The organism is Mitsuaria sp. PDC51, assembly GCF_900113225.1.
In the GTDB taxonomy this organism is placed as follows: domain Bacteria; phylum Pseudomonadota; class Gammaproteobacteria; order Burkholderiales; family Burkholderiaceae_C; genus Roseateles.
The window spans coordinates 243,651-263,208 of record NZ_FOZE01000003.1 but is presented as its reverse complement, the minus strand read 5'-3'; the positions used below and the strand labels follow the sequence as shown (position 1 = coordinate 263,208).

Sequence of the window (19,558 nt, the reverse complement as noted above, 5' to 3'; positions counted from 1 at the left end):
GGCCCTCGATACGATCCGGAGACAACATGCAGTTATCCCTCTCCTCCGCCGCCGCGAGCGGCATCGGCCGCGCGCGCTTCGGCGTGCTGGCGATGATCTTCGTCGTGACGGTCCTGAACTACGCGGACCGCGCCACCGTCGGCGTCGCCGGCCCGGTCCTGTCCAAGGAGCTCGGCATCGACGCGGTGCAGATGGGCTTCATCTTCTCGGCCTTCAGCTGGTCCTACGTGCTGGGCCAGCTGCCCGGCGGCTGGCTGCTGGACAAGTTCGGCGCCAAGCAGGTCTACGCCTGGAGCATCCTGCTCTGGTCGCTGTTCACGATGCTGCAGGGCAGCGTGCACCACATGGGCATGGACCAGATGCTGTTCGGGCTGCCGCTGGCGGTCTCGGCGCTGTTCCTGATGCGGCTCATGGTCGGCCTGTCGGAGTCGCCCTCCTTCCCGGCCAACGGCCGCATGGTCGCGGCCTGGTTCCCGGTGAAGGAACGCGGCACGGCGTCGGCGATCTTCAACTCCGCGCAGTACTTCGCCACCGTGCTGTTCGCGCCGATCATGGCGTGGATCGTGCATGCGATCGGCTGGTCCGAGGTCTTCTACTTCATGGGCGGCCTGGGCATCCTGATGAGCGTCCTGTGGATGCGCACGATGCACAACAGCCCGGCCGAGCATCCGTCCATCAGCGCCGCGGAGCGCGAGTACATCGAGGCCGGCGGCGCGCTGCTGTCGGGCTCGGACAAGACCTCGCGGGCCGCGCGGGTCGCGGGTCCCCGGCTCGGCTACCTGAAGCAGCTGCTGGCCAACCGCATGCTGATGGGCGTCTACCTCGCGCAGTACTGCGTCAACGTGCTGACCTACTTCTTCCTCACCTGGTTCCCGATCTACCTGGTCAAGGAGCGGGGCATGTCGCTGCTCAATGCCGGTTTCGTGGCGGCGCTGCCGGCGATCTGCGGCTTCGCGGGCGGCGTGCTGGGCGGCGTGATCTCGGACTGGCTGCTGCGCCGCGGCCACTCGCTGACCTTCGCCCGCAAGCTGCCGATCGTGGTGGGCATGCTGCTGTCGACCTCGATGATCGCGTGCAACTACGTGGGCATCGAGGCGGTCGTCGTCGGCATCATGGCGCTGGCCTTCTTCGGCAAGGGGCTGGGCGCGCTGGGATGGGCGGTGGTGTCGGACACCTCGCCCAAGGAGATCGCCGGCCTGTCGGGCGCGCTGTTCAACACCTTCGGCAACGTCGCCGGCATCGTCACGCCGATCGTGATCGGCTACATCGTGCAGACGACGCATTCGTTCAACGGCGCGCTGGTCTTCGTCGGCGCGCATGCGCTGGTCGCGGTGCTGAGCTACCTGCTCATCGTCGGCGAGATCAAGCGTGTCGAGCTCAAGCCCGTCTGACCTTCCGACCCACCGGGCGTGCGGCCGCGTGGCCGCCGCGCCCTCGCCCCAGGTTGACCTGACCCAGGAAATCCCATGATCACCTCCCCGCTGACCCTGCAGATGCACGAGGCCGACAACGTCGCCATCGTCGCCAACGACGGCGGACTGCCCGAGGGCACGGTGCTGCCCTCCGGCCTGGTGCTGCGTCACCACGTGCCGCAGGGCCACAAGGTCGCGCTGGTGGACCTGCCGGCCGACACCGCCGTGCTGCGCTACAACGTGCCGATCGGCTACGCGCTGCAGGACATCCCGGCCGGCAGCTGGGTGCACGAGCGGGTGCTGCGCATGCCGCCGGCGCGCGAGCTCGAAGGCCTGCCGATGGCCACGGTGCCGGCGCCGGCGCGGGAGCCGCTGACGGGCTACACCTTCCAGGGCTACCGCAACGCCGACGGCTCGGTGGGCACGCGCAACATCCTGGCGATCACGCAGACGGTGCAATGCGTCGCGGGCGTTGTCGAGTTCGCGGTCGAGCGCATCAAGCGCGAGCTGCTGCCGAAGTACCCCCATGTCGACGACGTCGTCGGGCTAGCGCACACCTACGGCTGCGGCGTCGCGATCGACGCGCCCGACGCGGTCATCCCGATCCGCACCGTGCGCAACATCAGCCTCAATCCCAACTTCGGCGGCGAGGTGATGGTCGTGAGCCTGGGCTGCGAGAAGCTGCAGCCCGAGCGGCTGATGCCGCCCGGCGTGATCCCGATCGCCGACCAGCGCGGCGCTGGCGCGGCCGATGCCCAGGGCGATGCGCTCGACGTGGTCTGCCTGCAGGATGCGAAGCATGTGGGCTTCATGTCGATGATCGACTCGGTCATGGCGCAGGCGAAGGTGCATCTGGAGCGCCTGAACGCGCGCCGCCGCGAGACGGTGCCCGCGTCGGAGCTGGTGGTCGGCGTCCAGTGCGGCGGCAGCGACGCGTTCTCCGGCGTGACGGCCAATCCGGCAGTGGGCTTCTGCGCCGACCTCCTGGTGCGTGCGGGCGCGACGGTGATGTTCAGCGAGAACACCGAGGTGCGGGACGGCATCGCGCAGCTGACCTCGCGCGCGAGCACGCCGGAGGTGGCGGAGGCGATGGTGCGCGAGATGGCGTGGTACGACGCCTACCTGCGGCGCGGCAGCGTGGACCGCAGCGCCAACACGACGCCGGGCAACAAGAAGGGCGGGCTGTCCAACATCGTCGAGAAGGCGATGGGATCGATCGTGAAGAGCGGCAGCTCGGCGATCTCGGGCGTGCTGTCGCCGGGCGACAAGCTGGCGCGCGACCAGCGCGGGCTGATCTACGCGGCGACGCCGGCCAGCGACTTCATCTGCGGCACGCTGCAGCTGGCCGCGGGCATGAACCTGCATGTGTTCACCACCGGCCGCGGCACGCCCTACGGCCTGGCGGAGTGCCCGGTGATCAAGGTCGCCACGCGCAGCGACCTGGCGCGGCGCTGGCATGACCTGATGGACCTCAATGCCGGGCAGATCGCCGATGGCGAGAAGTCCATCGAGGAGATGGGCTGGGAGATGTTCCGGATGATGCTGGACGTCGCCTCGGGCAGGAAGACGTGGGCGGAACAGCACCGGCTGGCCAATGCGCTGGTGCTGTTCAATCCGGCGCCGGTGACTTGAGGTCGACGCGAGCGGCTCACCGACGTCGGACACTCCGCCGCCGCATCCCCCACGCCACCGCGAGCGCCAGCCCGATCACCACGAAGGAAACCACGGTCGTCACCGTGCCGAGCGCATAGATGACCGGCGTGGTCACCGTCGTCGTCAGGCCTTGCAGCTCCATCGGCAGCGTGTTCAGGTCGCCCATCGTCTGCGAGGAGCGCGCGATCTCGTCCCAGCTCAGCGTGAAGCCGAACATGCCGACCCCCACCAGGCTCGGGCCGATCAGCGGCAGCACGACATGGCGAAAGGCCTGCCACCGCGTCGCGCCGAGGTCGCGCGCCGCTTCCTCGTAGGCCCGGTCGAAGCGGTTGAACACCGCGAACATGATCAGCAGCCCGAACGGCAGCGTCCAGGTCAGCTGCGCCCCCAGGCCCGAGGTGAACAGGCCCAGCGCCGTCCCGTAGTCGTCGGCCCAGCTCGAGCCCAGTCCCTCCAGCACCGTCCTGATGCCGCCATCCAGCAGCCGGAAGGCCAGCCCGATGCCCAGCGACACGATGATCGACGGCATGATCAGGCTGGCCACCACCCCATAGAACAGCAGCGTCCCGCCCGGCAGCCGCTTGCGGTAGGCGAGCCCGGCCAGCAGCGACAGCAGCACCGTCAGCGCCATCACGACGCCGCCCAGCGCCAGCGACCGGCGGAACGCGCCGCCGATGTCGACCACGCCGATCCCTTCCCAGAGCTTCGCGAACCAATGCAGCGACCAGCCGCGCAGCGGGAAGGTCAGGCCGCCCTCCGGGCCCTGGAAGCTGAGCGCGACGATCGCGATCATCGGCCCGTAGAGGAACAGCACGAAGAGCCCGAAGAAGGCGGCGAGCGCGAAGAAGGCGCCGGGGCGCCGCGTGGCATCGCTCATCTCAGAGCTCCCGTCTCAGGTCGACCAGCCGCATCAGCGCGGCGATCATCAGTAGGACCACGGCCAGCAGCACCACGGCATTGGCCGCGGCGGCCGGGAACTGCAGGTAGCCCGCCTGCACCTGGATGGTCTTGCCGACCGAGGCGATCTGCTGGCCACCCATCACGCCCACCGTCACGAAGTCGCCCATGACCAGCGCCAGGATGAAGATCGAGCCGATCAGGACGCCGGTCCTGGACAGCGGCATCACGACATGCCGGATCGTCTGCCAGGCGCTCGCGCCCGAGTCGCGCGCGGCCTCGATCAGCGCGCGGTCGATGCGCATCATCGAGTTGAAGATCGGCACGATCATGAACATCGTGTAGAGGTGCACGAACGCCAGCACGACGGAGAAGTCCGAGAACAGCAGCCACTCCACGGGCCGGTCCACCGCACCGGTGGCGAGCAGCGTCTGGTTGACCAGGCCGTTGCGCCCCAGCAGCGGAATCCACGAGATCATCCGGATCACGTTGCTGGTCCAGAACGGCACGGTGCAGACGAGGAACAGCACCGTCTGCATCAGCGTCGTGCGGACATGGAAAGCCAGGAAGTAGGCGATCGTGAAGCCGATCGCCAGCGTCAGGGCCCAGGTCAGGACCGCGAACTTCAGCGTCGAGCCATAGGTCTTCAGCGTGACGCACAGCTCGGAAGTGTCCCCGCAGCCGCGGAACACGTCGGCATAGGCCTGCGTCGTGAAGGCCGGGATCAGTTCGTAGTCGGTCGCCTGCCAGAAGCTCACGACCACCACCAGCACCAGCGGCACGACGAAGAACAGCGCGAACACGGCCGCCAGCGGGCCGGCCTGCAGCCACGCGGAGATCTGCGGTTTCATCGCGCCGTCACGCCGCAACGAACTCGTTCCACTTCTGCACCATGTACGCGTTCTCGTCCATGATCGCGTTCCAGCAGGCGATGCCGCCCATGCGCTGCTCGTAGCTGCCGCCGTCCCGCTTCTCGCCGGCCTTGGCCAGCAGCTCGCCACCGGGGCTCTTGATGTCCTTCTCGGCCGCCTTGCCTTCCATCCAGTACGCCCACTCGTAGGGCGCCATCTGGGCCTTGGCGGTGTCCAGCACCGCGCTGTAGTAACCCTGGCGATTCAGGTAGGCCCCGGCCCAACCGTCGAGGAACCAGTTGATGAACTCGTAGGCGGCATCCAGTTGCCGGCCCTTGAGCGTCCTGGGCACGCCGAAGCCGGCGGCCCAGGCGCGATAACCCTCCTTCAGCGGCTGGAAGTTGCAGGCGATGCCCTTGGTGCGCACGGCGGTGACCGCCGGGCTCCACATCGACTGGATCACCACCTCGCCGGAGGCCATCAGGTTGACGCTCTCGTTGAAGTCCTTCCACAGCGCGCGGAACTGGCCGGCGCGCTTGGCCTCGATCAGCGTCCTGATCGTGAGGTCGATCTCCTTGCGGGTCATGTTGCCCTTGTCCGGATACTTGTAGAGGCCCGCCGCCTCGACCACCATCGCCGCGTCCATGATGCCGATCGACGGGATGTTCAGGATCGCCGCCTTGCCCTTGAACTCGGGGTTCAGCAGCTCCTTCCAGCTCTCGATCGGACGCTTGATCAGGTCGGGCCGGATGCCCAGCGTGTCGGCGTTGTAGACGGTGGGGATCAGCGTCATGTACTGCGTCGGCGCGGCGGCGAAGGTCTTCGCGTCGGGCTTCTCCAGGTACATGACCTTCTTCGGCGCCGTGCCCTGGTCGCCGACCTTCCTGCCTCCGACCTCGCCGCGCGTGAACAGCGGCGTGATCCGGTCGGCGTTCCTGATCCGCCGGGCGTCGATGCCCTGCAGGTTGCCGGTCGGCAGGATCTTCTTGAGGCTGAAGTACTCGGTGTCGATCAGGTCGAAGCTGTTGGGCGCGGTCACCGCGCGCTTGGACACGTCATCGGTCGTCACGGCGATGTACTGGATCTTGATGCCGGTGTCGGCCTCGAACTTCTCGGCGATCGCCTTGTCCTGGTTCACCGCCGTGCCGAGGTAGCGCAGGACGGGCTTGGCCTGGGCATGCACGAACGGGAAGCCCATCGTGCCGGCACCAGCGACGGTGGCGGCGCCGGCGGTCTTCAGCAATTGGCGGCGGGTGGTCATCAGGCGGCTCCTCAAGAAGGTTGCTGGGATCGGTGATCGGGGATCGGGCGGCTCAGGCCTCGAGCACATGGACGTCGGTCTCGAGCCAACGCATCGTGGCGCGGTCGCCGGGGTTCAGCGGACTCGCATGGAACTGGCTGTCGCTCATCGCGGCGGTCCAGTCGGGGCCCGCCGCCGCATCGAGCTCGCGACGGTTGTCGGCGCCCAGGTGGACCAGCACCTGGCTGCCCTGGTATTCGACGTCGAGCACGGTGGCCGGCATGGCCGCTTCTCCGGTCGCGCCGCCGCGGCCGACGAGCACCCGGTCGCAGCGCACCGCGACCTTGCCCGCCGGGGTCTCCATCACGTTGTGGGCGCCGATGAAGCGCGCGACGAATTCGGTGCGGGGCCGCTCGAACACCGCTCGCGGCGGGCCGGCCTGCTCGATGCGACCCTGGTTCATGACGACGACGAGGTCCGCCAGCGCCAGGGCTTCCTCCTGCGAGTGGGTGACGTGCACGAAGCTCATGCCGAGCTCGCGATGCCAGCGCTTGAGCTCGGCGCGCATGCGCACACGCAGGAAGGGATCGAGCGCCGACAGCGGCTCGTCCAGCAGCAGCACGCGCGGCTGCATCATCAGCGCGCGGGCCAGCGCGACGCGCTGCTGCTGACCACCCGAGAGCGCGGCAGGCAGGCGCGCCGCATAGGGCGTCATGTGGACCAGCTCGAGCAACTCGCGCGCACGCGCCTCGCGCTGGGTCTTCGGCTGGCCCTTCATGCGCGCGCTGAAGGCGACGTTGTCCAGCACGCTCAGGTGGGGAAACAGCGCGTAGCTCTGGAACATCATCGCGGTGCCGCGCTCCGCCGGCGACAGCGGGGTGATCTCGCGACCCGACAGCAGGACGTGGCCCTCAGTCGGCACCTCATGGCCCGCGATCATGCGCAAGGTGCTGGTCTTGCCGCAGCCCGACGGCCCGAGCAGGCAGCAGTAGCTGCCCCCTGCAATGCGCAGATCGATGCCGGCCACCGCGGTGGCATCGCCATATCGCTTGGTCAGCGCAATCAGTTCCAGATCGTTGCGTGCAGTCGTCATGGGATTTTTGTATGCATAAGCTGTGCCATATCATCGACTCTGTTGTCGACTTGAAGTCGCACCAACTGCATGCACAAAGCACCTTGCCGGTGCGGGGAGCCCCAATGAAGCTACTGCTGATCAACCCCAACACCTCGCTGCCGATGACCCGCGGCATCGAGGAAGCGGCCCGGGCGGTGGCCGCAGCGGGCACCGAGATCGTGGCCCGTTGCCCCAGCTTCGGGCCGGTGTCGATCGAGGGGCATCTCGACGACGCCTTCGGCGCGGCGGGCGTGGCGGAGCAGGCGCTGCTGGCGGCGCGGGAGGGCTTCGACGCCACCGTGATCGCCTGCTTCGGCGACCCCGGACTGGACGCGGCGCGCGAGGCGCTGCCCGGGCCGGTGCTGGGCATCGCGGAGGCGGCCTTCCAGGCCGCGTCCATCGTGGCGACGGGGTTCTCGGTCGTGACGACGATGACGCGCACCTGCGTGATCGCCGAGCGGCTGGTGCGCCGTTATGGCTGCGAGTCGACCTGCCGCGGCATCCACGGCACCGACATCGAGGTGCTGTCGCTGGAATCGTGCGACGAGGCCACGCTGGCGCGGATCGAGGCGGCCTCGCGCGTGGCCCTGGCGCGCGATCGCAGCGAGGCCATCGTGCTGGGCTGCGCCGGGATGGCCTTGCTGTGCGAGGAACTGCAGAGGCGTCTGGAGGTGCCGGTGATCGACGGACTCGCGGTGGCGGTGAAGCTGGCCGAGGCCCTGTCGGCCTTGCGGCTGCGAACCGCCAAGGGCGGCGACTACGCGCCGCCGCTCGCCAAGCGCTGGACCGGATGGGCGGCCGGTTTCGGCCAGGACCGCACGGCCTAGGCCCGGAGGGCGGCGATCACGCCTTGGCCGCGGACTTGCGGCGGGGCTTGGCGCCGCGGGCCGGCGCCTCGGGCTCGAGCTGGAAGATCTGGCGGAAGTCCATCTCGCCCGCCGTTTCAGCCGGGGGACGGATGCCTTGCTCGACGTGCGCCAGGTGTTCCAGCATCAGGCGCTCGGCACGGCGCGCGTCGCCGCTCTCGATGGCGGCCACGATGTCGTCGTGTTCGTGATCGGGGCAGGCGCTGGACGCCAGCGCGTCGTACTGCGCGATCGCCAGGCCGGTCAGCGCCACCAGGCGGCGCACGGTGTCGATGAACAACCGGTTCTCGGTACATTCCGCCAAGCGGAGGTGGAAGGCGCCGGTCAGTTGCGCCAGCGCCGCGCGATCGCCGGCGGCGCGGGCATCGGCCTCCTGCGCGAGGTGCTGGCGCATCGCCGCCAGCTGCGACTGGCCGGCGGTCCCCGCCAGTTCGGCGCTCAGCTGCGCGGCCACGGCGCGCTCCACGGCGCGGCGCATGGCGAAGACATCGCTCAGGTCGCGCGGCGTCGGGCTGGCGACGAACGCGCCCCGGTTCAGGTGCAGGTCGATCACCAGTTCCTGGCTGAGCCGGTTCAGGACTTCGCGGATGCGCGTGCGGCTGGCCTGGAAGGCGCTGGCCAGGCGTTCCTCATTCAGCTTGGTCCCGGGCAGCAGCCGCCGTTCGCTGATGGCGGTGTAGATGCGCTCGTAGATTTCCTGATTGGTCAGCGGCATGGCGGCGGCAAGGGCGGGAAGACAAGGCTGCGATTATGTGCGCGCGATTGTCGACAAAACGCAGATGCCGCTCATGCGCCGCAGGTCGCCTGCCTGAACGATGCCGCGAGGATCTCCGCCACCTGGTCCAGCAACTGGGCCGCGTCATCGTCGCGCCGCGGGTCATACGGGGCCGCGTCGGTCGCGGGCACGCCCAGCAGTGCGTGGAACGGCGTGCAGCCCAGCGCCGCGGGCGACAGGTGCTCGCCCAGGAAGCGGTCGTCGTAGGGCGTCACCGGACGCTCGGTCAGGTCGACCATCGTGCCCAGCATCCGGAGCACGTTGCCCCGGTGATCCCGCTGGACCACCCTCCCCCGCGACAGCACCGCCCGGTAGCCCGAGCCATTGCTGCGCAGCCGGAAGCGTTGCTCGTAGGTGTCGGTGAAGCCGTCGAAATGCGCGCGCAGCGCCAGCATCATCGGCTCGAGGTCCTCGGGATGGACGCGGCAGCGCCAGAACGCGGTGCTGTCCGGTTGCTCCGGATGCGGAAAGCCCAAGTGTTCCTTCCAGCGCGGCGAGTAATGCACCAGCTCCAGCGGCGGATTCAAGTCCCAGACGCCGAAGGCGCCCCGCTCGATCGCCGTCCGCCAGCGCCTGACTTCATCATGACGGATCCCCATGGCGGGGCATCTTGCGCGCCATGCCGGGCGGGGTCAACGCCGGCTCTCCCTCGGAACGGGGAGCCGTGCCGTCGCGCCACAGCTGCGCCGCCGGCGAGCCGCCTGGGGCTTGACAGCCGGCCGGGTCGACCGCCGGTCGCCGATTGGCGATCCCTTACCGCGGCTCGTACATGTAGCGCCGGGTCAGCGGAACCGGCGCGGGCCCGCCGTCGCGCTTGCTGGCCAGGATCTGGTACAGGCCCAGCTCGCCAGTCTCGAATTCGAGCGCCGACGCGGCCATGTACAGCCGCCAGATCCGGTAGTGCGCCTCGTCGACGTACTGCAGCGCCTGCTCATGCCCCTCCTCGAGCTTGGCCACCCAGGCGCGCAGCGTGCGCGCGTAGTGCATCCGCAGTCCCTCGACGTCATGGAGCTCGAACTGCTGCTGTTCCATCACCCGCATCACATTGCTGGCCCGGTCCAACTCGCCGTCCGGGAAGACATAACGGTTGATGAACTTGGACGACAGCGCCTGCCCCCACCCGTCCTCCTCATGGGTGATGCCATGGTTCAGGAACAGCCCCCCCGGCTTGAGCAGCCGATGCACGCTGCCGAAGTAGGTCGGCAGGTTCTTGAGCCCCACGTGTTCGAACATGCCGACGCTGGACACCTTGTCGAACTGCCCGCTCATGTCCCGGTAGTCGCACAGGCGCACCTCCACCTGTCCCTGCAGGCCGGCGGCTTCGATGCGCTGGCGGGCCAGCGCGAGTTGCCGCTCGGACAAGGTGATGCCGGTGGCCTTCACGCCGTAATGACGCGCCGCATGCATCACCAGCGCGCCCCAGCCGCAGCCGATGTCCAGCAGCTCCTCGCCGGGCTGCAGCCGCAGCTTGCGGCAGATGTGGTCCAGCTTGGCCCACTGGGCCTGGGCCAGGCTGGTGTCCTCGGTCTCGTAATAGGCGCAGGAATAGACCATCGCCGGGTCCAGCCAGAGCGCGTAGAAGTCGTTGGACAGGTCGTAATGGAAGGCGATGGCGGCCTTGTTCTCGGCCCGGGTGTGGCGACGCACGCCATCGGCGCGCAGCGCCTCGTCGGCCGCGCCGGGCGGCGGCGCCAGCAGGCGGACCGCCAGGCGCAGGCGGTCGCTCCAGGACAGGGTCAGCTCCGGCAGGTGGTCCTTGAGCTGCAGCGCGGCGAAGAAGTCGCCCTCCACGTCGATCTGCTGGGTGAAGTAGGCCTCGGCGAAGCGCAGCGGATCGCGGCCCAGCAGCAGCCGGCGCAGCGCCGTCGGCTCGTTCAGGACCAGGGTGAACTCGGGCGGCTGATGGGCCTGCCGGCCCAGCCGCGTGGTCCAGTGGCCCTGCCGCAGCCCCATGCTGCCGGGGTAGGCGCAGAACAGGCGCTGCAGCAGCGTCAGTCCGGCGGGCGGCAGCGGCGGCGTGCCCGACACGCCGGCGATGACCTCGGCCGCGCGGGCGGCGGCGGCCGACGTGGGGGACAACAGTTCCTGATCCATGCGAGTCCTCGTCCGAAGCCACGAAAGCATGCTGGTCGGAAGCGCCGCGGGGTCAGTTCTTGCGCGCCCTCGCGAGCTGGCGGCCTGGAGTCGTCGGGGGATATTAGCCAAACCGACACCCCCCGCCCGGATTGGGGGCATTGCTGCAATCCGCATGCCCGGCACCCCCCTCGCGCGCTCGTTGCGCCCTCGCACACCCTCGCCCAAAGGAGTCATCACAAGCCCGCCGGCCAGGGCCACAATCAGCCCCCATCGCCCGAGAGAAACCCGTCTGGCCCCGGGTCCCGGGACCGCGCCAGGACCACCAGCCAAGAATCGCCAAGGAGTGAGCCATGCCCCATGCATTCGCCAACACCGTCGCCAGCTTCAAGACCGCGTCAGGCAAGAGCGGCAAGTACTACTCGCTGCCCCGGTTGGCCGAGCGCTTTCCCAACGTGAACCAGCTGCCGGTGTCGATCCGGCTGGTGCTCGAGTCGGTGCTGCGCAACTGCGACGGCAAGCGCGTCACCGCCGAGCATGTCGAGCAGCTCGCCAACTGGCAGCCCAATGCGCCGCGCAACGAGGAGATCCCTTTCGTCGTGGCCCGCGTGGTGCTGCAGGACTTCACCGGCGTGCCGCTGCTGGCCGACCTGGCCGCGATGCGCAACGTCGCCCAGGCGCAGGGCAAGAACCCCAAGACGATCGAGCCGCTGGTGCCGGTCGACCTGGTGGTGGACCACTCGGTCATGATCGACCACTTCGGCGACAAGCAGGCGCTGGACCTGAACATGAAGCTGGAGTTCGAGCGCAACCGCGAGCGCTATGAATTCATGAAGTGGGGCATGCAGGCCTTCGACACCTTCGGCGTCGTGCCCCCGGGCTTCGGCATCGTCCACCAGGTCAACCTGGAATACCTCGCCCGCGGCGTCCACAAGACCGACAACAAGACCGGCGGCGGCGCCGGCACCGTCTACTACCCCGACACGCTGGTCGGCACCGACAGCCACACGACGATGATCAACGGCATCGGCGTCGTCGGCTGGGGCGTCGGCGGCATCGAGGCCGAGGCCGGCATGCTCGGCCAGCCGGTCTACTTCCTGACGCCGGACGTGGTCGGTTTCGAGCTCACCGGCCGCCTGCGCGAGGGCGTCACCGCCACGGACCTGGTGCTGACCGTCACCGAGATCCTGCGCAAGGCCAAGGTGGTGGGCAAGTTCGTCGAGTTCTTCGGCGAGGGCACCGCCTCGCTGTCCGTGCCCGACCGCGCCACCATCGGCAACATGGCGCCGGAATACGGCGCGACGATGGGCTTCTTCCCGGTCGACGAGCGCACCATCGACTACTTCAAGGGCACCGGCCGCACGACCGAGGAGATCGAGGCCTTCGAGAGCTACTTCCGCGCGCAGGGCCTGTTCGGCATCCCCAAGGCGGGCGACATCCGCTTCAGCCAGGTCGTCTCGCTGGACCTGGGCAGCGTCGTGCCCTCGCTGGCCGGCCCCAAGCGCCCGCAGGACCGCATCGTCATCACCGACCTGGCCAAGACCTTCACCTCGCTGTACAGCAAGCCGGTGGCCGACAACGGCTTCAACCAGCCGGCCGCCAAGCTGCACCAGCGCTTCCCGCTGGGCGGCGCCCAGAAGGGCCTGTCGATCGCCAACGGCGACGTGCTGATCGCGGCGATCACCTCCTGCACCAACACCTCCAACCCGAGCGTGCTGCTGGCCGCCGGCCTGCTGGCCAAGAAGGCGGTCGAGGCTGGCCTGAAGGTGCAGCCGCACATCAAGACCTCGCTGGCGCCGGGCTCGCGCATCGTCACCGAGTACCTGGAGAAGGCCGGCCTGCTGCCCTACCTGGAACAGTTGGGCTTCACCGTCGCCGCCTACGGCTGCACGACCTGCATCGGCAACGCCGGCGACCTGACGCCCGAGATCAACGAGGCCATCACCGGCAACGACCTGGTCTGCGCCGCGGTGCTGTCGGGCAACCGCAACTTCGAGGCGCGCATCCATCCCAACATCAAGGCCAACTTCCTGGCCAGCCCGCCGCTGGTGGTGGCCTACGCGATCGCCGGCAACGTGACCCGCGACCTGATGACCGAGCCGGTCGGCCATGGAACCGGCGGCCGGGCGGTCTACCTGGGCGACATCTGGCCCACCAGCGACGAGATCTACGCGCTGCTCAAGCTCGCGCTCAATCCCGACGCGTACCGGGCCAACTACGGCAAGGTCAAGGCCGAGCCGGGCGAGCTCTGGAAGAAGATCACCGGCGGCACCGGCCAGGTCTACGGCTGGCCGCGCAGCACCTACATCGCGCAGCCGCCCTTCTTCAGCGGCTTCACGCAGATCCCGCAGGCGCAGGAGATCGGCGTGCGGGACGCGCGCATCATGGCGCTGTTCGGCGACTCGATCACCACCGACCACATCTCGCCCGCCGGCTCGATCAAGGAAGCGTCGCCCGCGGGCAGCTACCTGAAGGAGCAAGGCGTGCTCAAGGCCGACTTCAACAGCTACGGCTCGCGCCGCGGCAACCATGAGGTCATGATGCGCGGCACCTTCGCCAACGTCCGGATCAAGAACCTGATGATCCCGGCCAAGCCGGACGGTGCGCGCGAGGAAGGCGGGCTGACGCTGTTCCAGCCCGGCGGCGAGAAGCTGTTCATCTACGACGCCGCGATGCGCTACATCGCCGCCGGCACCCCGACGGTGATCTTCGCCGGCGAGGAATACGGCACCGGCTCCAGCCGGGACTGGGCGGCCAAGGGCACGCAGCTGCTGGGCATCAAGGCGGTGGTGGCCAAGAGCTTCGAACGCATCCACCGCTCCAACCTGGTCGGCATGGGCGTGCTGCCACTGCAGTTCCGTCCGGGCGATTCCTGGGAATCGCTGGGGCTGAAGGGCGACGAGCTCATCGACATCGAACTGGGCAACGAGATCCGGCCGCAATCGGAAGCGACGCTGATCATCCGTGCCGCCGGCGCCGCCGAGCGCCGCGTGCCGCTGATCCTGCGCATCGACACGCCGATCGAGGTCGAGTACTACCGCCACGGCGGCATCCTGCCCTACGTGCTGCGGCAGCTGCTGGCGGCCTGAAGGGCACGGGGAAATTTCGCGGCGCCTGTCGAAATCCGGCGGCGCCAGACGTCATGAGGGTGAGACGGCCATGGTCGTCCACCCTCATCCACTTTCAGCGTCCCACCGGGGCGCATTCAGGAGCACGTCATGCGATTCATGGTCATCGTCAAGGCCGACAGCCACAGCGAAGCGGGCGAGATGCCCAGCACCGAACTGCTCGCCGCGATGGGCGCGTACAACGAGCAACTCGTGAAGGCCGGCATCATGAAGTCGGGCGAAGGGCTGCATCCGAGCCGCAAGGGCGTGCGGGTGCGCTTCTCCGGGGAGTCCCGCACCGTCACCGACGGTCCGTTCGCCGAGACCAAGGAGCTGATCGCCGGCTTCTGGATCTGGGAATGCGCCTCGCTGCAGGAGGCGATCGAGTGGGTCAAGAAGTGCCCGAATCCGCAGACGGGCGACTCGGACATCGAGATCCGCCAGATCTTCGAGGCCGAGGACTTCGGCGAAGCCTTCACCCCGGAGTTGCGCGAGCAGGAAGAGCGCCTGCGCGCCGAGATCGAGCAGCGCTGAGGCAGGCCGCGTCTCCCGCGCGGTGGCGGGAGTCCCCGGCATGGCCCCCTCTCCCGCGAAGTGGGAGAGGGTTGGGGTGAGGGCGAGTTACTTCCCGGTCGTCCCGGTCGTGCCCGAGGTCGCCGGCTTCTTCGCCGTGGGCTTGGCCGCCGGCTTCGGCGCCGCCTTCGGTGCGGCGGGCTGGTCCAGTTCCTTCGACGCCGCGGTCGAGCCGCCCTGCACGCCGAGTCGGCCGCCGGTGCCCAGGCCACCCTTGACCTGCTGCGCCTTGTAGTTGCGCAGCGCCTTGACCATCTGGTTGTACGAGTCCGCGAAGGCGGTCACGATGACCTTGCCCGCCGGCGTCTTGCCGTAGGCGCCGCCAGCGATGGCGGTGTTGCTGAAGAAGCTGGCGCCGCCGAAGCCGAAGTCGAAGTTCTTGGCCGTGCCCTCCGCCGCCGAGATCTGCACGCCGGAGCGGTTGTCCACCAGCAGCAGCGTCGTGGAGGCCTCGTTCTGGCTGACGTTGGCCGCGACCGCGGTCAGCAGCCCGATCGCGCCGGTGCCGATGCCACCGCCACCACCGCCGGTCTTGCCGGCGAACTGGATCTCGGGGCTCATCGTGTAGTCGGCGGCGACCATCTGGCCCTGGCCGAAGTTGCTGCCGGCACGGACCTCGCCCGACTGCATCAGCGCCCGCTCGCGCTCCATGTTGGCGAAGGCCTTGCCGCGCTCCACGATCACGAAGCAGTTGGACTGCTGGACCATCAGGCGCAGCACCGGCACCGTGGAGCCCAACTGGCGGTCACGCAGCTGCGACCACCAGGGGGCGTTGGTGTCCTCGAAGATCGCCAGCGTGCCCAGCGTCTCGTCGCAATGCTCGAGCTTGCTGTTCTGGTTCTCGGCGGTCGCGCCGCCGGCGGCGCCGGAGACGGTGCCCTTGTTCTCGCCCATCGTCGGCGCGGTGGCCAGGCAGCCCGCGAGCAGCAGCGGGGACAGCAGCAGGGCCGACTTCAGCGCGAAGCCGGACACGGAAGTGGAGCGGGGAGTGGCGAGCATGGGATCCTCCAGTTTTTCTAAGGACGTCTCAGGACGAGCGGAAACAACAACGACGGACACGACCCGGTCGGCCCGACCGGCCGAGTCTGGGGAACGGGGTGATCAGTCGAGCGGGGTGGCGGGCGCGACGCCGTAATGGCCGCCGACCGGCTGGCCATGCGGGTTGCCGATCCAGATGCTGGTGCCGAAGACATCGCTGCAGCCGCCCCAGGCGATCTCGAAGGCGCGCGGCTCCTCGTTGCGGGTCTGCGCGTAGACGGACACGGTGCTGTCGGACGGACCGATCGTGTAGCAGACCCGCGCCCACACCGGACGCGGCGACGACGCCACCACCGAGGCCGAACCCTCGGCATTGCCATCGGAGGCCTTGGCCATCCATTTCGTGCCGCGGGTGGGTCCCGGGTTGTAGCTGAACACGTAAGGCACCTGCGCCACCGCCGCGATCGACGCGGCGAGCAGCCCGGCTGCCATCAGCCCTTTGGCCATCATTCGTCATCCCCTTGCCTGTGGTCCGCATCGCAACGGATGCGACGGAATGTGGCGGATTGTTGAGCCTCGTTTTTGAAAAAGCGAGGCCCCCATCGTGGTGGGGACCACCCGATCCGCAGGGGCGAAGCGGCGACGACACGGATCAGGGACAGCCTCGCTCCACAGGGCGCACGAAAGCGGCGCGGCGGACGGTGCACGGCAAGGCCTGGCCCCGCGATCGCCAGCATCGGCGCGGGTTGGCGAGGATCGGCGCGAAGGCCGATGGCATCGGGGAATGGCTCGCCGGCGCGTCGGCCGGAGCGGTGCGCGGCGCCCGCGTCACGCGAGGCGGCGCGCCGCGGGACGCGTCCGCGTCGCGCGGCGGCGATGACTTAGGTCATCTGGTGTTGTAGGGATGGCGAAACAGCGGCGATGGACTATGCGGGGGAACCCGCACGCCTCATTCCGCGCCGAGGTCCAGGCCCCGTTCCCTGGCGAATGCCTGGAGCGCCGGCATCAGCGCGCCGATCTTTTCCGCCACCGCATCGCGGATCGTGTCCACCATCACCTGGGTCTGGCGCTCGATCTCGATGTGGACCGGCGCGCCCTCGCCCTTGTCGGCGAAGGTCGTCATGCGCAGCGTCTCGGGAATGAGCCAGACCTCGAACCAGCCCGAGCCGTCGGCGTTGCGGCCGGCCTCGGCGACGGTCAGGCTGGCGCCGTTCACCGCGATGTAGCCCTTCGGGAAGATGTAGCGCATCCATGGCGCGGGCACCGCGATGCGGATGACGTGGTTGTTGGCCGGGCGGCGGATCGACGCGACGGTGGCCATGAAGTCGACATGGCCCGACAGCGGATGGCCGCCGATCTCGGCGCCTTCCTTGGCGGCCCGCTCGACGTTGAGCCGGCCGCCGACGCCGAGCCGCCCCAGCGTCGTGAGGTTCAGGCTCTGCAGCATCACGTCGAAGTCGGCGCGGTGGTCGCCGTCCAGCGCGGTGACGGTCAGGCAGACGCCGTCGCAGGCGACGGACGCGCCGATCTCCAGGTCGCGGCAGAAGCCGTCGGGGAAGTCCAGGGTGAAGCTGCGCAGCCCCTCCTTGTCGGTGATGCGGGCGACCTGCGCGATGCCTTGAACGATGCCGGTGAACATGACGGACCTCCGATCAGCGCGGGGCGTGCGACGCGAACAGCTCGGGCGAGAAACCCAGGCTCAGGCGGCCATCGTCCCATTCGACGACCGGGCGCTTGATCACGCTCGGCTGCTCGCTCATCAGCGCAGCCGCCGAGGCCGCGTCGGTGACGCCGGCCTTGGTCGCGTCGTCCAGCTTGCGCCAGGTGGTACCGGCGCGGTTCAGCACCTTGTCCCAGCCCAGTTCCGCCATCCAGCGCGGCAGCCGCTGCGCGGGCACGCCCTGCTTCTTGTAGTCGTGGAACTGGTAGGCCAGGCCCTGCTCGTCGAGCCAGGCGCGGGCGCGCTTCACGGTGTCGCAGTTGGGGATGCCGTAGAGGGTGATCATGGGAACGAGGGGGATGCGGGACGTCGTCGAAAGAAGCCGGCACGCTACCATGAAGCGGATGATCCCCTGGCTCGACGATGACTCCCTGGACTTCCCGCCGACCCGCCGCGCGCTGGGTCCGCGCAGCGACGCGCCGGGGCTGCTCGCGGCCGGCGGCGACCTGCGGCCCGCCCGCCTGAGGGCGGCCTACGCCCGGGGGATCTTCCCCTGGTATGGGGAGGGTCAGCCCATCCTCTGGTGGACCACCGATCCGCGCATGGTGCTCAAGACGGCGGACTTCAAGCTGTCGCGCTCGCTGCGCAAGACGCTGGCCCGCTTCATCCGCACGCCCGGCTGCGAGATCCGCGTCGACAGCGCCGCCGCCACCGTGCTCAAGGCCTGCGCCAGCACGCCGCGCGACGGGCAGGACGGCACCTGGATCGTTCCCGAGATGCAGCAGGCCTACCTGCAGCTCGCCCGCGACGGCACGGTCCACACGGTCGAGACCTGGATGGACGGCGAGCTCGCCGGCGGGCTCTATGGCGTCAACCTCGGCCGCATGTTCTACGGCGAGTCGATGTTCATGCGCAGGACCGACGCCTCGAAGATCGCGCTGGCCGCGCTGGTCTGCCTGTGCCGGGAATTCGGCATCCCCTGGATCGACTGCCAGCAGCAGACGACGCACCTGGCGTCGCTGGGCGCGGCACCCGTCACGCGCGAGGCCTTCGAGGCCCACCTGGACGCCCATGCCCACCTGCCGGCGCCGGGGGATTGGACCTATCATCCGCGCCTGTGGGCCCACCTGGGCCTCGGCGACGCCGACCGCGCGGCCGCCGGCTCCCCGCCGATCCCCTCCTCGACCGACTCGCGCGCAACGTCCGACAGGCCCTGACCGTGACGCATCCCAAGGAACTCCCGCTGGCCGAGCTGCAGTTCTATGCGACCGCGCCCTACCCCTGCAGCTACCTGAGCGACCGCCAGGCCCGCTCGCAAGTCGCCACGCCCAGCCACCTGATCCATGCCGACGCCTACTCCAGTCTGGTGGCGGCCGGCTTCCGGCGCAGCGGCATGTTCACTTACCGGCCCTACTGCGATGGCTGCAAGGCCTGCGTGCCGATGCGCATCCCGGTGGCGGATTTCCATCCCAACCGCAGCCAGCGCCGTGCCTGGGCGCAGCACCAGCACCTGCAGGCGCGGGTGATGCGGCTGGGCTACAGCGACGAGCATTACCAGCTCTACCTGCGCTACCAGGCCGGCCGTCACAGCGGCGGCGGCATGGATCACGACAGCGTCGACCAGTACACCCAGTTCCTGCTGCAGAGCCGCGTCAACTCGCGGCTGGTGGAATTCCGCGAGCCCGGCGGCGCGCTGAAGATGGTGTCCATCCTCGACATCCTGGGCGACGGGCTGTCGGCGGTCTACACCTTCTACGAGCCCGAGCCCGGCGTCAGCTACGGCACCTACAACGTGCTGTGGCAGCTGCGCCAGACCCGCGACCTGAGCCTGCCCCACCTCTACCTGGGCTACTGGATCGCGCAGAGCGACAAGATGGCCTACAAGGCCCGCTTCCTCCCGCACGAGCTGCTGCGCGAGGGGCACTGGCAGCGCGTCGACCGCTGACGCAGGGCCTCCCCGGCGCCTCGCCGGCACCTCCCCGACGCCTTCCCGGCGCCCCCCCCCGGCCGCCCCCCTCCTTCGACCCAAGGGACGCCTCCCGGCGCCTCTCAACAGACACTCCCTCTCCCCGCTTGCGGGGAGAGGGTGGGGGTGAGGGGTCTCCGCACGGCACCAATCTTCTCGCGGGCAAAAATTGGTCCCACACTGGTTTTCCCTCCAATGGCGCCGGTGGCTTCTTGTTTTCCCTTGCCGCCATCACAAATGACGCCTGTACGCGCCTTTGACGACATCATTACGACAAGTTACCCAACCCCCAAGGGTTAACCTCAATGATGTGAACGCGAGTGGTATCTACATTGCATACCACTATGAGATCAGCAGCGGTATCGATCTCCTGGACGCCGCGGACGCCAGTCG

18 protein-coding genes are annotated in these 19,558 nt (G+C 68.9%); 7 read left to right on the top strand and 11 right to left on the bottom strand.

The window, feature by feature from the left end; all coding sequences use genetic code 11:
• Positions 1-26: 26 nt before the first annotated feature.
• Together BM393_RS21670 and garD are read left to right on the top strand one after the other, a co-directional pair.
• Positions 27-1,391 (top strand): MFS transporter, encoded by a 1,365-nt coding sequence (locus BM393_RS21670; protein WP_091732718.1) that lies wholly within the window; start codon positions 27-29, stop codon positions 1,389-1,391.
• A gap of 75 nt (positions 1,392-1,466) precedes the next feature.
• On the top strand, positions 1,467-3,044 hold the full coding sequence (gene garD, locus BM393_RS21665) for a galactarate dehydratase (RefSeq protein ID WP_175538460.1): 1,578 nt from the start codon (positions 1,467-1,469) through the stop codon (positions 3,042-3,044).
• Positions 3,045-3,060: 16 nt separating this feature from the next.
• Here the strand turns inward: garD and BM393_RS21660 are convergent, their stop codons facing one another.
• From BM393_RS21660 to BM393_RS21645, 4 genes are read right to left on the bottom strand one after another with little or no spacing between them, the layout of a single operon-like run.
• Positions 3,061-3,942, bottom strand: coding sequence for an ABC transporter permease (locus BM393_RS21660; protein WP_091732714.1), 882 nt, complete (start codon positions 3,940-3,942; stop codon positions 3,061-3,063).
• Between the two features lies 1 nt (position 3,943).
• Positions 3,944-4,813, bottom strand: a complete 870-nt coding sequence (locus BM393_RS21655) for an ABC transporter permease (RefSeq protein WP_091732711.1) — start codon at positions 4,811-4,813, stop codon at positions 3,944-3,946.
• A 7-nt stretch (positions 4,814-4,820) separates the two neighbouring features.
• Complete coding sequence (locus BM393_RS21650) at positions 4,821-6,074, bottom strand: PotD/PotF family extracellular solute-binding protein (RefSeq protein WP_091732708.1); 1,254 nt, start codon at positions 6,072-6,074, stop codon at positions 4,821-4,823.
• A 52-nt stretch (positions 6,075-6,126) separates the two neighbouring features.
• The gene (locus BM393_RS21645) at positions 6,127-7,146 is read right to left on the bottom strand and encodes an ABC transporter ATP-binding protein (protein ID WP_091732704.1); all 1,020 of its coding nucleotides are present in this window, start codon (positions 7,144-7,146) and stop codon (positions 6,127-6,129) included.
• A 104-nt stretch (positions 7,147-7,250) separates the two neighbouring features.
• Here BM393_RS21645 and BM393_RS21640 point away from each other — a divergent pair, with 104 nt between their 5' ends.
• The gene (locus BM393_RS21640; RefSeq protein WP_091732701.1) at positions 7,251-7,994 is read left to right on the top strand and encodes an aspartate/glutamate racemase family protein; all 744 of its coding nucleotides are present in this window, start codon (positions 7,251-7,253) and stop codon (positions 7,992-7,994) included.
• Positions 7,995-8,010: 16 nt separating this feature from the next.
• Here BM393_RS21640 and BM393_RS21635 read toward each other — a convergent pair whose 3' ends face one another.
• The 3 genes from BM393_RS21635 to BM393_RS21625 all read right to left on the bottom strand — a co-directional run bounded on the left by BM393_RS21635 (position 8,011) and on the right by BM393_RS21625 (position 10,902).
• Complete coding sequence (locus BM393_RS21635; RefSeq protein ID WP_091732697.1) at positions 8,011-8,748, bottom strand: GntR family transcriptional regulator; 738 nt, start codon at positions 8,746-8,748, stop codon at positions 8,011-8,013.
• A gap of 71 nt (positions 8,749-8,819) precedes the next feature.
• Positions 8,820-9,407: a PAS domain-containing protein gene (locus tag BM393_RS21630; RefSeq protein WP_091732693.1), complete on the bottom strand. Its 588-nt coding sequence runs from the start codon at positions 9,405-9,407 to the stop codon at positions 8,820-8,822.
• 154 nt (positions 9,408-9,561) lie between these two features.
• Positions 9,562-10,902 carry a class I SAM-dependent methyltransferase gene (locus tag BM393_RS21625; RefSeq protein WP_091732688.1) on the bottom strand — a complete coding sequence of 447 codons (1,341 nt, stop codon included), beginning with the start codon at positions 10,900-10,902 and terminating at the stop codon, positions 9,562-9,564.
• A 332-nt stretch (positions 10,903-11,234) separates the two neighbouring features.
• Here BM393_RS21625 and acnA point away from each other — a divergent pair, with 332 nt between their 5' ends.
• Both acnA and BM393_RS21615 read left to right on the top strand, forming a co-directional pair.
• Positions 11,235-13,970, top strand: a complete 2,736-nt coding sequence (gene acnA, locus BM393_RS21620) for an aconitate hydratase AcnA (RefSeq protein WP_091732685.1) — start codon at positions 11,235-11,237, stop codon at positions 13,968-13,970.
• A 129-nt stretch (positions 13,971-14,099) separates the two neighbouring features.
• Positions 14,100-14,522 (top strand): YciI family protein, encoded by a 423-nt coding sequence (locus BM393_RS21615; protein WP_091732680.1) that lies wholly within the window; start codon positions 14,100-14,102, stop codon positions 14,520-14,522.
• A gap of 87 nt (positions 14,523-14,609) precedes the next feature.
• Here the strand turns inward: BM393_RS21615 and BM393_RS21610 are convergent, their stop codons facing one another.
• The 4 genes from BM393_RS21610 to BM393_RS21595 all read right to left on the bottom strand — a co-directional run bounded on the left by BM393_RS21610 (position 14,610) and on the right by BM393_RS21595 (position 17,545).
• Positions 14,610-15,560, bottom strand: coding sequence for a CsgG/HfaB family protein (locus BM393_RS21610; RefSeq protein WP_221213771.1), 951 nt, complete (start codon positions 15,558-15,560; stop codon positions 14,610-14,612).
• Between the two features lie 102 nt (positions 15,561-15,662).
• On the bottom strand, positions 15,663-16,049 hold the full coding sequence (locus BM393_RS21605; RefSeq protein WP_091732677.1) for a hypothetical protein: 387 nt from the start codon (positions 16,047-16,049) through the stop codon (positions 15,663-15,665).
• 439 nt (positions 16,050-16,488) lie between these two features.
• Positions 16,489-17,178 (bottom strand): riboflavin synthase subunit alpha, encoded by a 690-nt coding sequence (locus BM393_RS21600; protein WP_091732672.1) that lies wholly within the window; start codon positions 17,176-17,178, stop codon positions 16,489-16,491.
• A 13-nt stretch (positions 17,179-17,191) separates the two neighbouring features.
• On the bottom strand, positions 17,192-17,545 hold the full coding sequence (locus tag BM393_RS21595; protein ID WP_091732668.1) for an ArsC family reductase: 354 nt from the start codon (positions 17,543-17,545) through the stop codon (positions 17,192-17,194).
• A gap of 58 nt (positions 17,546-17,603) precedes the next feature.
• On the opposite strand from BM393_RS21595, the gene aat reads away from it, so the two are divergent.
• The gene (gene aat, locus BM393_RS21590; protein WP_091733813.1) at positions 17,604-18,416 is read left to right on the top strand and encodes a leucyl/phenylalanyl-tRNA--protein transferase; all 813 of its coding nucleotides are present in this window, start codon (positions 17,604-17,606) and stop codon (positions 18,414-18,416) included.
• A gap of 2 nt (positions 18,417-18,418) precedes the next feature.
• A complete protein-coding gene (locus BM393_RS21585; protein ID WP_091732664.1) occupies positions 18,419-19,144 on the top strand; it encodes an arginyltransferase in 726 nt (241 codons plus the stop codon).
• The last annotated feature ends 414 nt before the right edge of the window (positions 19,145-19,558 follow it).